Annotated in this window: 11 protein-coding genes; 7 read left to right on the top strand and 4 right to left on the bottom strand. The window is 53.2% G+C overall.

Annotated elements, in window-relative coordinates:
• Positions 1–53: 53 nt before the first annotated feature.
• A complete protein-coding gene (locus U0026_RS17965; protein ID WP_062777207.1) occupies positions 54–1,166 on the bottom strand; it encodes an agmatine deiminase family protein in 1,113 nt (370 codons plus the stop codon).
• Positions 1,167–1,647: 481 nt separating this feature from the next.
• Here U0026_RS17965 and U0026_RS17960 point away from each other — a divergent pair, with 481 nt between their 5' ends.
• Entirely contained in the window at positions 1,648–4,974 is a 3,327-nt protein-coding gene (locus tag U0026_RS17960; RefSeq protein ID WP_062777205.1) for an autotransporter outer membrane beta-barrel domain-containing protein, read from the top strand.
• A gap of 49 nt (positions 4,975–5,023) precedes the next feature.
• On the opposite strand, the gene U0026_RS17955 is transcribed toward U0026_RS17960, so the two are convergent.
• On the bottom strand, positions 5,024–5,908 hold the full coding sequence (locus U0026_RS17955) for a LysR family transcriptional regulator (RefSeq protein ID WP_062777203.1): 885 nt from the start codon (positions 5,906–5,908) through the stop codon (positions 5,024–5,026).
• Positions 5,909–6,072: 164 nt separating this feature from the next.
• Here U0026_RS17955 and U0026_RS17950 point away from each other — a divergent pair, with 164 nt between their 5' ends.
• Positions 6,073–7,209 (top strand): alpha/beta hydrolase, encoded by a 1,137-nt coding sequence (locus U0026_RS17950; protein ID WP_073971177.1) that lies wholly within the window; start codon positions 6,073–6,075, stop codon positions 7,207–7,209.
• 100 nt (positions 7,210–7,309) lie between these two features.
• A complete protein-coding gene (locus U0026_RS17945; RefSeq protein WP_062777199.1) occupies positions 7,310–8,497 on the top strand; it encodes an MFS transporter in 1,188 nt (395 codons plus the stop codon).
• Positions 8,498–8,546: 49 nt separating this feature from the next.
• Here U0026_RS17945 and U0026_RS17940 read toward each other — a convergent pair whose 3' ends face one another.
• Positions 8,547–8,846, bottom strand: a complete 300-nt coding sequence (locus tag U0026_RS17940) for a putative quinol monooxygenase (RefSeq protein WP_062777197.1) — start codon at positions 8,844–8,846, stop codon at positions 8,547–8,549.
• A 176-nt stretch (positions 8,847–9,022) separates the two neighbouring features.
• On the opposite strand from U0026_RS17940, the gene U0026_RS17935 reads away from it, so the two are divergent.
• Entirely contained in the window at positions 9,023–9,583 is a 561-nt protein-coding gene (locus U0026_RS17935; protein ID WP_062777195.1) for an NUDIX domain-containing protein, read from the top strand.
• Positions 9,584–9,609: 26 nt separating this feature from the next.
• Here the strand turns inward: U0026_RS17935 and U0026_RS17930 are convergent, their stop codons facing one another.
• Entirely contained in the window at positions 9,610–10,491 is an 882-nt protein-coding gene (locus U0026_RS17930) for a LysR family transcriptional regulator (protein WP_062777193.1), read from the bottom strand.
• A 102-nt stretch (positions 10,492–10,593) separates the two neighbouring features.
• Between U0026_RS17930 and budA the strand changes: the two genes are divergently transcribed.
• Genes budA through U0026_RS17915 form a run of 3 tightly spaced genes read left to right on the top strand, consistent with a single transcriptional unit; the run spans position 10,594 to position 13,857 of the window.
• Positions 10,594–11,373 carry an acetolactate decarboxylase gene (gene budA, locus U0026_RS17925; RefSeq protein WP_062777191.1) on the top strand — a complete coding sequence of 260 codons (780 nt, stop codon included), beginning with the start codon at positions 10,594–10,596 and terminating at the stop codon, positions 11,371–11,373.
• Positions 11,374–11,431: 58 nt separating this feature from the next.
• Positions 11,432–13,066 (top strand): acetolactate synthase AlsS, encoded by a 1,635-nt coding sequence (gene alsS / locus U0026_RS17920; protein WP_267238870.1) that lies wholly within the window; start codon positions 11,432–11,434, stop codon positions 13,064–13,066.
• A gap of 20 nt (positions 13,067–13,086) precedes the next feature.
• Positions 13,087–13,857: a (S)-acetoin forming diacetyl reductase gene (locus tag U0026_RS17915; protein WP_062777187.1), complete on the top strand. Its 771-nt coding sequence runs from the start codon at positions 13,087–13,089 to the stop codon at positions 13,855–13,857.
• Positions 13,858–13,894 lie beyond the last annotated feature (37 nt).

Genomic DNA, 13,894 nt, shown 5'->3' with positions numbered 1-13,894 from the left:
CCGTTAGTTCTGTGAGTGTCAGCGTTAAGCCGACACTCACAGGCATTCTGCAACTAACCGGGCTGCTGCTGAGTTGTGCAATGAATCCCGCCGCCTCCCGCTGCCACGCCATCAATATTTAACTGAATAATTTCGCGGTCTGCAAACAGCTCCTGTAAGGCGGCGTATGCGTTACGATCTGTTCGCTTGTCGCCAAATTCCGGCGCGATAACTGCACCGTTACAAACATAAAAATTAATATAACCTGCTGCAAAATCAGTACTTTCATCGCTCTGCCGGATAGTCGATGGCCCCTCTAGCGTGATGACTTTCAGGCGTCGTCCTTTGGCATCCGTGGCGGTGCGTAAAATATCCAGATGCCGTCTTGTCACGGCATAATCAAATGATGACCAATCCTTCTCAAGCCCGGCGACTACGGTACCTGGTTGAGCAAAGCGAGCATAAAAATCGGTATGCCCATCGGTGATATCTTTACCTGCGATACCGGGGAGCCAGATGATTTTCTCAAGCCCCAGCAGGCGCTTCAACTCAACCTCACACGCCGTTTTACTGACGCCGGGATTACGGTTTGGGTTAATAACACAACTTTCGGTAATGATCGCCGTACCTTCGCCATCGACTTCAATTCCGCCACCCTCCAGAATCAACGATGAGCGTATAAAGGTCGCTTTGGCGGCATCCGTCACGGCCTCAGCCACTTCGGCATCATATTCATGTTCTTGTTTATTGCCCCAGCCATTGAAATTAAACCCAACGCCGCCGAGCAGGCCAGCGCTATTTTTAACAAACACAGGCCCCGTGTCGCGGATCCACAGATCGTCAATGGACTGAACCTGCAGATTGACCTTTGGCCCGCACAGCCTGGCCGCAATATTATAATCCTCTTCGCGCACCAGCATATGCACGGGTTCATAGGCGGCGATCGTTTTGGCGATACTGGCCAGATTCTTTTGCACTACCGGCAGTAGGTCAGGCTCCCAGATTTCTGTACTCGCGCCAAATGCCATCCAGGTGGCGGCATGGGGCGCGCCTTCATCTGGCATCAGCCATTGTTGGCTCAGTGCAGCACTGGCAAAGTTGCTTAAGCTCATGCCGGTCATTCCGGCAACAAGCAAACTCGTGGAACTGACCAGCCCTTGTCTAATGAACGAACGTCTTGTCATCACGGTAAACCCTCTACGTTTATTCACTCGATGGGAGTGAATAACATAATGTTAGATCAAAAATAATTAATTTTTTATACTATTAATATAATAATTAAAATTAGGCCTGAATATATCACGGTGATATTAAGATGCAATTGCTATAGATTAAATTGTAGTTAAGGTCGGCTGTTATTAGAATTCATCAACTATATTTATATATATAAGATATAATTATCGATAGGAACTCCGCATAACGAGGGGATATCATTTATACCTAATAATTGAATGGTTATCCGGTGATGTGCAGGGAAGTTAATTTTCACATAAAAAATATAATCGGTTAGTTTTGCTTACATTTGGATCACAAATCCATATAACACTTTTAAATCTAAGAAAATGCTTAGAACCGATGGATTAATAAGTTCAGGAGGTCTATTTTACTATCATCATACAAAATGCTTAGCACTAATGCTTCGGTCATTGAATCGAATAACGATCTCCTATGGAAAAGAAAACTTTTATTTTACTTGCCAGCGCGGTGCTACTCACTAGCGCCATCAGGCAGAGCTATGCTGCGTGTCCCGTCAACGGTAATCGATATACCTGTGAAAACCAGACCAATGAGATGCTCGGGGCTGGTGCAAAAACCAACAGCGCCGCTATTACTATTAATCAGAACGCTACGCTGAACGGTGGTGGTAACCCTGCAATAAGTGTGGGTGATGACAATGCTATTAATGTCAGTGGTACGGTAACCAACTCCCCAAGTGGTAGTCGAGGCGGATTGAGTGGTTATCCGGGAACGGGGCCAAATACTATTGAAGCGCAAAATAACACCGTTATTAATATAGATAAAACCGGTAAGGTAATAGTTAACGGCAACAATAATATGGCCGAAGCTATTAACGTGATGGGATATGGCAACACCATCGTTAATAACGGGATGATTAGTGCATCGGCAACTGCGGCGATTTGGTTTCAGGATACGCAATCTGGAACGCGAAATAATGTCGTTAATTATGGTGTTATCCAGCGCCCCGGTGGTGGAAATGTGATCGGTACTAGCGGTGGTAACGGTATTCGATTTGAAAATAACACCGGTGGACGTGTTGAGGGAGATCTGCAGTTTTCCCGTGGTGATGACGATCTCTTTTTCTATGCGGGTTCGGAAGTCACCGGCAATATCAACGGCGGCGGTGGCACCAATAATTTAACGCTGGATGGACAACAAGGCTCACTGGATTCGCTGCGAGGTGATATCAAAAACTTCACCACGTTAACGAAATCGGGCGCAGGTCGCTGGGACGTCAGCGGTTCACTGGAAGGATTTAACCGGGTCGCCGTGGATCAAGGCACTCTGGGATTAAGCGGGAATAATGATGGCTTCAGCGGCCAGCTTATTATCAACCCTGAAGGTAACAACGATGCCGGAGCAACGGTTGAAGCTCGGGCGCAAAGTTTGCCTACCAACAGCCTTAAAACTGGCAATAACGATAATGTCATTAACAACGGCACGCTGATTTTAGTCCAGCCGGATGACGGCAGCTATGTTGGACAAATTGTCGGTAGCGGTCAGGTGATTAAACAAGGTGAGGGCGTACTGACCATGACGCCGGAAGCAATGGACGGCAATACCTACAGCGGCGGTACAACGATAAAGCAGGGCACCATTGCGATTGCCGACGATAGCGCGCTGGGGGTCGCTTCAGGTGCTTTACACTTTGATGGTGGCGTGCTGACTATCAATGATTCGCTCAATCTTTCCGCCGAGCGTGCGGTGACTCTCGCGGCAGGCGGCGGTACGTTTGACACCAACGGTCATGACTCCACAATCGCTCAGGTGATGAGCGGCAGCGGTGATTTTGCCAAAGCGGGAGAGGGGAGTTTAACGCTAGCGGGTCAGAATACATATAGCGGCAATACCCTTGTTGCTGGCGGTAACCTTAACGTTACCGGCGGTATTAGCGGCCCGGTCAAGGTAGAGCAAAATAGCCAACTCTCGGGTACCGGGCAGGTCGGTGCGACGACGATGGCAAGTGGCGCCATACTGACGGTCGGCGATACCGCATCAACGACCACTGCGGAGTCTAGCCAATTCACCATCAACGGTAATCTGAGTAATGATGGCACGGTGCAACTTAACCGGGATGACACAACCCAGGGCAGTCAATTGAATATTGCCGGTGACTACACCGGGGGAAGCGACAGCCTGCTGCAAATGAATGGCGTGTTGGCGGGCGATGATTCCCCGGCCGATCGGGTTAATATTGCAGGAAGCACTGACGGTAGTACCGGGGTGAGCGTGACCAACCTCGGGGGCAAAGGTGCGAGTGTTATCAATGGTATTGAACTGATTGATGTAAAAGGCAACTCGTCATCGACCGCGTTCTATCAAAAGGGTCGTATTGTGGCTGGCCTGTATGATTATTCGCTGGTGCAAAAAGGGAATAATTGGTATCTCACCAACCAATATACCGGCCCTGTCATCCCGCCGGAAAAACCACCGGTTGATCCCGGTAAGCCTGTGAATCCGCCGGTAACTCCGGATAAGCCTGGCAAACCGGTTACACCACCGGTGACAACGGATCCCGACAAACCTTCCGTGCCACCGGTTAAGCCTGGCAAACCGCTTACGCCACCGGTGACAACGGATCCCGGCAAACCTCCCGTGCCGCCGGTTAAGCCTGGCAAACCGGTTACGCCACCGGTGACAACGGATCCCGGCAAACCTCCCGTGCCGCCGGTTAAGCCTGGTAAACCGGTTACGCCACCGGTGACCACCGATCACCCTCGCAATCCGCGGGTTACACCTCCAGTCAGCCCTGGTAAACCTATTGCACCACCGTTGTCGACGCCAAAAACGCTGCGTCCTGAAATTGGTGGCTATATCGCCAACCTGGCGGCGGCCAATACGCTCTTTAACCTTACGCTTGACGATCGCGAAGGTGGTACTGAGTATATCGATCCAGTGACCGGACAGCGCGGTTACAGCAAGCTGTGGTTACGCCAGGAAGGGGGACAAACGCGCTTTAACAGCGGCGGTAATCAGCTGAAAACCCAAACGAATCGTTATGTGGTGCAGTTGGGCGATGAGCTGATTCAGGGGGCATTCGGCGATCGAGACCGTTGGGATGTCGGCATCATGGCAGGGTATGCCAACCAGCACGCGAATACCCATTCCATGCTTACCGGATATCAATCTAAATCAGAGATCAACGGCTACAGCACCGGTCTATACGGTACCTGGTTTGAAAATGCGCAAGCGAAAACCGGTCTCTATGCAGATAGCTGGGTTCAGTACAATTGGTTTAACAATCAGGTCGATAGCAATGGTCAGCCAAATGCGTCTTATAAAAGCCGTGGATTCACCGCGTCGCTGGAGACCGGCTATATTGCCTCTATTGCCCAGCTTCAACACAGCGAACTGTATCTCCAGCCGCAGGCGCAGGTTATCTGGATGGGCGTGAAAAATCATACCCTTACCGAGGATAACGGCACCCGAGTGCAGGATATCGGTAACGATAATCTTCAAACGCGACTTGGCATGCGTCTGTATCTGAAAGGTCATTCATCGCTGGACGAGGGGAAACAGCGTGAATTCAAACCTTATGTTGAAGCGAACTGGATCCACAACACGCAGCAATACGGCATGCGGATGGATGGTGAAGCGGTCAGCATGTCCGGTACGCGCAATGTCGGTCAACTGAAACTGGGCGTTCAGGGGCAATTGACTCCGGCGCTCAACCTGTGGGGCGGTACGGCTGTTGATATCGGTGATATGGGTTACAGTGACGCCTCTGCGATGCTGGGTTTAAAATATCAATTCTAACCGCCGACACCGCTGCCCGTAGGCGAGGGTAGCGGTGTCATCCCCTCGTTTATATTTTCAGCGTATCAATCACCACTCTGAGCGCAGGAGACACATTGCGATGAGGGTAATACAGAAACAACCCTTCCATACGCAGGCTATAACGTTGCAGCACCCGGATAAGCGCCCCGCGTTCTAAATCATCGGCAACCAGTTCGACAGGAATATACGCCAGCCCCAGGCCGAGTCGGGCGGCTTCGGCTTCCATATAGCTATCAGATAAGGCCCATTGCCCCTGTGGTCGGTGGGTTATTTTTTTATCATCCTGCACCATTTCCCATTGATACAGACTGCCGTCGCCAAACTGATAGGCAATACAGGGATGGACGACTAAATCGGCTGGAGTCTGTGGAAAACCGTAACGGCGAAAATGATCGGGCGTGCCCACCACGGCCATCTCCATATCGGGAGTAATGCGCACGGCGATCATGCCGCTGCCAACCTCGGGCCCAAGCCGGACACCGGCATCGAAGCGCTCCTCGATAATATCGACAAAGCGGCTTTCATTCATCAGCTCCAGGCGGATATCCGGGTATCGCTGCTTGAAAACCGCCAGCTTTGGCAGAAGACATTTATCAATCGCATGCTGACTGGCATTGATGCGCACGGTGCCGGAAGGCGTTTGTCGATAATAGGCAAGTGTAGCCAACCCGGAATCCAGGGCATCAAAGCCGGATTCTGCGGTTTGATAAAGCTGCTCACCGGCCTGTGTTAATGAGAGCTTGCGCGTAGTGCGAACCAGAAGCTGGACACCGAGCCGCTCTTCAAGCTCGCGAATCGAACGGCTAACGCCGGATTGTGCCAGTCCAAGCCGTGCGGCGGCGGCGGTAAAACTGCCTTCCCGTACTACCTGCATAAACAGGTACAGCTCATTGTAGTTTTCCCGTTTTGCCATCGCACCAACCCTGCCTATTCATAACAATATGGTATTAATTCTAGCATTTATCCCCCTCTAATCAGCACTCATTCTGCTCACTATAATGCCCCCATTGCCACAAAGCGCCGCAGCGTTGTCCGTATGAAACCTGTACCCACAACCTGTTTTTTAGGGGAACTCTGATGAAAATCTTCACCAGAAAACTGACCGCCGTTATACCGGCCTTACTGTTATGCACATCACTAAGCGGAGTCACAACAATGAGTTATGCCGATACTGTTAATCCAAATCTGCCTGTTTCGATGGTCGAGAAATGGGACAAAACGTTTGCCCAAAGCAATAAAGTCGAACACCGTAAAGTCACCTTCCCGACCCGCTACGGGATAACACTGGTGGGCGATCTCTATGTGCCAAAAGATCGGGGCGATCGAAAGCTTGCGGCTATTGCCGTTAGCGGGCCTTTTGGTGCGGTCAAAGAACAATCCAGCGGCCTGTATGCGCAAACGCTGGCCGAGCAAGGTTTTGTGACGCTGGCCTTTGATCCTTCCTACACAGGTGAAAGCGGTGGCTATCCTCGCAATGTGGCCTCTCCGGATATTAATACCGAAGACTTCAGCGCGGCGGTGGATTTCCTGGGCTTACAAAAAGAGGTCGATCGTGAGCGTATCGGTCTACTCGGTATCTGTGGCTGGGGCGGGATGGCATTAAACGATGCGGCAATGGACACGCGTGTCAAAGCGGTCGCTACCAGCGTGATGTACGACATGAGCCGGGCGATGGGCCATGGCGTGGGTGACGGCAAAGACCGCTACTCCACCGCCGATCGCCGTGCCGTACTGCAATATCTTAACGAACAGCGCTGGAAAGATGCGGAAAAGGGCACATTCGCCCACGCTGGTCATGATATTTATGTCGATGAGAAGGGCAACGTCACCGCAGGCGATCGCATTCTGCCTGAAGCACTGCCTGCGGATCCGCATCCGGTATTGAAAGAGTTCTTTGATTATTACCGTGTGCCGCGCGGTTTCCATTCTCGCTCCGTGAACTCCACCGGTGCCTGGACGGCGACCACGCCTTTAGCGTTTATGAATATGCCGCTGCTGAGCTACGCCAATGAAATCACCATCCCGACGCTTATTGTGACCGGTGAAAAGGCACACTCGCGCTACTTTGCTGAAGACGCCTATAAAGCGGTGGGCAGCAAACATAAAGAGCTGGTGGTCGTCCCGGGCGCAAACCATGTTGACCTGTACGACAATGCCGCAGGGAAAATACCGTTTGCCAAATTTGACCAGTTCTTCAAAACCAACCTCAAATAAAGCCTTCGGTCAGTGATGTCAAAATGCCACCCGTAAGAAGCGGGTGGCATTCCATTTGCCGTAATACCTTCGCTTGAAAAATAATCAGAGATGTAGCCCAATGTCCACGTTGACTCGCCAGTCCTCCCAGCAAAAAGAACACGCCCACTGGAGCGGTGTGTTTGCCATGACCCTGTGTGTTTTTGTCCTGATCGCCTCAGAATTTATGCCGGTCAGCCTACTGACGCCGATAGCGAAAGATTTGCTCGTCACCGAAGGGCTGGCAGGTCAGGGGATTGCTATCTCCGGGGCGCTGGCGGTTGTGACCAGCCTGACTATCTCGACCCTTGCCGGGAATGTGGATCGTAAGACTCTGCTGCTCGCAATGACCGTGCTGATGGCCGTATCGGCCATGATTATCGCGCTGTCCTCAAGCTATCTGATTTATATGATGGGACGAGCGCTGATTGGTATCGCTATTGGCGGATTCTGGTCAATGTCAGCGGCGACGGCAATTCGACTTGTCCCGCAACATCAGGTTACCCGAGCGTTAGCCATTTTTAACGGCGGTAACGCGCTGGCAACCGTGGTAGCCGCGCCACTGGGCAGTTATTTAGGTGCCACCGTCGGCTGGCGTGGCGCGTTTTTATGCCTGGTGCCTGTGGCGGTAGCCGCTTTCATCTGGCAGTGGTCTAGCTTGCCGACGATGGACATCGATAAAGACCGCGCACCACGCGGTTCCATCTTCCGCTTGTTGCGTCGCACCATTGTGGTAACGGGGTTGCTCGCCTGCGGAATATTCTTTATGGGACAATTTGCGCTATTCACCTATGTGCGTCCGTTCCTCGAAACGGTCACCCGCGTTGATATCACCACTTTATCGCTCATTCTTCTCACCATTGGCGTGGCAGGGTTTATCGGGACATTGGTTGTCGGAACGTTTTTGAAAGCCGGTTTTTACCCGACGTTGACAGTGATTCCTTTGCTCATGGCCGGTATCGCGGTGACGTTAGTTTTGACAGGGCACAGTGTCTGGATTGTTGCTTCGCTGTTGGGGTTCTGGGGATTGATGGCGACAGCCGCGCCAACGGGCTGGTGGACGTGGATTGCCCGGACGCTGCCTGAGGATGCCGAGGCGGGCGGTGGGCTGATGGTGGCGGTAATTCAGCTCTCTATCGCGCTCGGCTCGACGCTAGGCGGGGTGGTGTTTGACCATTTTGGCTGGCAGTGTGCGTTTGAACTTAGCGGAATATTGCTGCTAAGCGCCGCTGTACTGACGGCGGTGACCGCACGGCGACACAATAATTAACGCTAAACAATACGAAGCTTAGTCAGGGGCGGGGTTAACGGCTAAGATCTCATTCATCCTCGCTCACCCGGCTCTCCATCAGTATGTATTGCGCCTCTTTACGCTGATGTTTATCAATTAAGGGCACCAGCCGTTTAAAGTGCTCACTGGCACAATGCGCATCGAGCGCTGCGCGATCGGGCCACTCCTCGATAAAAATGAAATGGCCCGGATCTTTTTCATCGATATACAGATCGTAAGCAATACAAAGAGGCTCCCTTTTTGTGGCTGAAATCAATTCCTTGTACAACGGCATCACGGCTTCAATATGCTCGGGTTTAATAAAATCTTCAGCAATCACTTTTAGCATTCGAACCTCACACTTAGGCACATCACAACCTTTTGTCATAATGGGTTGTTGGCACTTTTGATTAACAACAAGGTAAGTTAACGTATCTTTATACCAAACATTTAATGCGGATTCGTTAATCGTACCCTACACAGCACCACCGCGTTGCATCTGTATTAGCCCAAAGGAAAATGACCATGAGCGATGAGATAACAACCCTTTCCACCAAAGAGATTTACCGTAACCGCTGGATGTCTCTCAAAGAAGACCGTATCCGCAGGGCCGACGGTAGCGAGGGGATTTATTCGGTTATTGAGAAAGGGGATTTTGTCGTTATTGTGCCGGTGCAGGACGACGAAATCTTTGTCGTTGAACAGTTCCGCTATCCGCTGGGCGTAAGAACGCTTGAACTGCCGCAGGGGAGCTGGGAAATGTCGCCCTCTGCCGCGCCAGAAGAGGTTGCGGCCGGAGAGCTACGTGAGGAAACGGGGCTTATCGCCCAAAAGCTTGAGTTTGTGGGATATCAGAAATTGGCGCAGGGGTATTCCACACAGGGTTACCACATTTACCTCGCCTCGCAGCTCACTTTCGCCGGTCAGCAGCTTGATGATGAAGAATATGGACTGACCGTCAAACGGATGAAAATGGATGAGTTCAAATCGTTAATACTGGAGGGGAAAATTACCGATGCGACCTCGGTAACCGCGTTTTTATTAGCAAGCGAGAAAATGCGAAGCGTCAGTCTCTCAGGCGCTTAACCTCCAGACTGAATGCGCATGCAACGTTATTGCGCATTCATCGTAGATAAAAAACGTTTCACCGTGTGGGAGCGTTCAAACCGCCGCCAGCAAAGGGCAATATCCGTGTAGATTTCAGGCGAACTCAACGCATGATAGGTGATATTTGGCGGTGAAATGGCCGCCATCGACTTCGGCACCAGCGCGAATCCGCCCCCTGCGGAGACCATGCTCAGGGAAGATGAAAGCTGTGATGACTGCAACGCATGTTGCACGTCAATCCCGGCTCGCTCACAGTAGCTGTAAACCTGGTCGTACAGCCCCGGTGCAACCTCCTGTGGAAACAACACCACTGACGTATCGCGGAGCTTTTCCAGCGCTAGATCGCCGCATGCCGCTAGCGGATGGTCGCGATGCAGCGCCACCACCATCGGCTCCCGGTCGAGAATGCTTAGCTCGAACGCTTTACTGCTCTCGCACGGCAGCCGCACGAAGGCGATATCCAGCTCCCCCTCCGCCAGCATCGCTGTCAGCGAAGACATATTGGCCTCGACCTGGTGAACCTGCACCGCCATGTTCTGCAACTGATACTGGCGGATCAAGGTGAAGATTTTGGGATGGAAAGCGTTTGAACTGGTGATGCCAATCGACAGGCTACCGTTTTGCCCGCGCGCGATGCCACGCGTTTTCTCCAGCGCGGCGTCACTCAGCGCCAGGATCTTACAGGCGTCGTCGTAGAAAGCTTCTCCCGCTTCGGTTAGCTCTACGCCACGCGTCAGGCGTCTGAAAAGCGGTGTGCCCACTTCCTCTTCGAGCCGTTTGATCTGCTGACTCAGTGGGGGCTGTGAAATCCCCAGCGCTTTGGCTGCTTTTGTGAAGTGTCGCTCGCGTGCAACCGCGACAAAATACCGCAGATAACGAAGTTCCATATCTAAAACGTCTCAAACCAGTATGGATTCTATATTGGAACTCTCTGCTGAATCGGGTCAACATTTATTTAACCTTTCTAAATAAAGTTGAAGAGGACGAGCATGATGCATTCATCTGCCTGTGACTGTGAGGCCAGTTTGTGCGAGACCCTGCGGGGGTTCTCTGCTCAGCATCCTGACAGCGTTATCTATCAAACATCGCTAATGAGCGCGCTGCTAAGCGGCGTGTACGAGGGGGAAACCACCATCGCCGATCTGCTGGCGCACGGTGATTTTGGTCTCGGCACCTTCAACGAGCTGGACGGCGAAATGATTGCCTTCAGCAGTCAGGTGTACCAGCTGCGCGCCGACGGTAGCGCCCGGGCCGCGAAGCCTGAGCAAAAAACGCCGTTCGCGGTGATGACCTGGTTCCAGCCGCAGTATCGCAAAACCTTCAATGCGCCGGTCAGCCGTCAGCAGATCCACGAACTGATCGACCAGCAAATCCCCTCCGATAACCTGTTCTGCGCATTGCGCATCGACGGTCATTTCCGCCATGCCCACACTCGCACCGTCCCACGCCAGAAGCCACCGTACCGTGCGATGACCGACGTGCTCGATGACCAGCCGGTGTTCCGCTTTAACCAGCGCGAAGGCGTGCTGGTTGGGTTCCGCACGCCGCAGCATATGCAGGGCATCAACGTGGCCGGTTATCACGAACATTTCATCACCGACGACCGCCAGGGCGGGGGCCATCTGCTCGACTACCAGCTGGAGAGCGGGGTGCTCACTTTCGGTGAAATTCACAAGCTGATGATTGACCTGCCTGCCGATAGCGCTTTTTTGCAGGCCAACCTTCACCCCAGCAATCTTGATGCAGCGATCCGTTCCGTCGAAAACTAACAGGAGAACTATCGTGAACAGTGAGAAACAGTCACGTCAGTGGGCGCACGGCGCCGATATGGTTGTCGGACAGTTGGAAGCTCAGGGCGTGAAGCAGGTATTCGGGATCCCGGGGGCGAAGATCGACAAAGTTTTTGACTCCCTGCTGGACTCCTCCATCGAGATTATCCCGGTGCGCCACGAGGCAAACGCGGCGTTTATGGCAGCGGCGGTCGGACGGCTGACCGGCAAGGCTGGGGTCGCACTGGTGACCTCAGGGCCGGGGTGTTCGAATCTGATAACCGGCATTGCTACCGCCAACAGTGAGGGTGACCCGGTGGTCGCTCTCGGCGGGGCGGTGAAACGGGCGGATAAAGCCAAACAGGTGCATCAGAGTATGGATACCGTCGCCATGTTTAGCCCGGTGACCAAATACGCCGTGGAGGTCAATTCGTCGGATGCGATTGCCGAAGTGGTGTCAAACGCATTTCGCGCCGCCGAACATGGCAGACCGGGAGGCGCATTCGTCAGCCTGCCACAGGATATTGTTGACCAGCCCGCCACGGGCGCCATTTTGCCTGCCAGCGGCTCGGCGCTGATGGGCCCGGCACCGGAATCTGCCATTAACGATGTGGCGAAGCTTATCGAAAACGCCAAAAATCCGGTCATTTTGCTGGGGCTGATGGCCAGCCAACCCGCTAATAGCGCAGCGCTGCGTAAGCTGCTGGAAAAAAGCCGTATCCCCGTGACCAGCACCTATCAGGCCGCCGGGGCGGTGAACCAGGAGAACTTCAGCCGATTTGCTGGACGCGTCGGTTTGTTTAATAACCAGGCGGGCGACAGATTACTCCATCTTGCGGATTTGATTATCTGCATCGGCTACAGCCCGGTGGAATACGAACCGTCGATGTGGAACGGCGGCGACGCTACGCTTGTGCACATTGATGTGCTGCCTGCCTATGAAGAACGTCACTATGTACCGGATCTTGAGCTGGTGGGAGACATCGCCGAAACCCTGAACCTACTCGCCAACCGGATCGAACGCCAGCTCTCTCTGAGCCAGCATGCGTCAGAAATTCTCATCGATCGCCAGCATCAGCGCGATCTGCTCGACAGTCGTGGCGCTTCGCTCAACCAGTTTGCCCTGCATCCGCTGCGCATCGTGCGAGCCATGCAGGACATCGTTAATAACGACGTGACGCTCACGGTGGATATGGGCAGCTTCCACATCTGGATTGCCCGCTACCTCTACAGTTTCCGGGCGCGTCAGGTGATGATCTCCAACGGTCAGCAGACCATGGGCGTCGCGCTGCCGTGGGCGATTGGCGCATGGCTGGTGAACCCAGGCCGCAAGGTGGTCTCGGTGTCTGGTGACGGCGGCTTCCTGCAATCGAGTATGGAGCTGGAAACCGCAGTGCGTCTCAACGCCAACGTACTGCACATCATCTGGGTGGATAACGCCTACAACATGGTGGCGATTCAGGAAGAGAAAAAATACCAGCGTCTTTCCGGCGTGGAGTTTGGCCCGGTCGATTTCAAAGCCTATGCCGACGCCTTCGGCGCGAAAGGTTTTGCCGTAGAGAGCGCCGACGCGCTCGAGCCAACGCTGCGCGCGGCGATGGATGTCGACGGCCCGGCGGTGGTGGCCATTCCCGTCGACTACAGTGATAACCCGCTGCTGATGGGCCAGCTCCATCTCAGCCAGATTTTGTGACTCACGATAAGGATAGAGAAATGCAAAAAGTAGCTCTCGTCACTGGCTCAGGCCAGGGGATTGGTAAAGCGATTGCGCTTCGCCTGGTGAAAGATGGCTTTGCCGTCGCTATCGCCGATTATAACGAGGAGACGGCCAGCGCCGTTGCCGATGAAATCATCCGTAAGGGTGGCAAGGCCATCGCCGTGAAGGTTGATGTCTCTGACCGTGAACAGGTGTTTGCGGCAGTCGAGAAAGCCCGCACCGCGCTAGGGGGTTTCAACGTTATCGTCAATAACGCGGGTATTGCGCCTTCGACGCCAATTGAGTCGATCACGCCAGAGATTGTCGATAAAGTCTATAACATCAACGTGAAAGGGGTGATCTGGGGGATTCAGGCCGCTATTGACGCATTTCGTAAAGAGGGGCACGGTGGCAAGATCATCAACGCCTGCTCGCAGGCGGGCCATACCGGTAATCCGGAACTGGCGGTCTACAGTTCCAGTAAATTTGCGGTTCGTGGCTTAACTCAAACCGCTGCACGGGATCTTGCTCCGCTTGGGATCACCGTGAATGCCTACTGCCCGGGTATCGTCAAAACGCCAATGTGGGCTGAAATCGACCGTCAGGTGTCTGAGGCCGCAGGCAAACCGCTCGGCTACGGTACAGAAACCTTTGCTAAACGCATTACGCTTGGCCGGTTGTCCGAGCCGGAAGATGTGGCCGCCTGCGTATCCTATCTTGCTGGCCCAGATTCAGACTACATGACAGGCCAGTCCTTGCTGATTGACGGTGGGATGGTCTTCAACTAAGCGCGATGAAGTTCTGAAAACGCGAAAACCCCTGTAT

Source organism: Kluyvera intermedia (assembly GCF_034424175.1).
Classification (GTDB): Bacteria; Pseudomonadota; Gammaproteobacteria; order Enterobacterales; family Enterobacteriaceae; genus Kluyvera; species Kluyvera intermedia.
The sequence above is the reverse complement of the archived record's forward strand: the minus strand, read 5'-3'. Positions and strand labels throughout refer to the sequence as shown.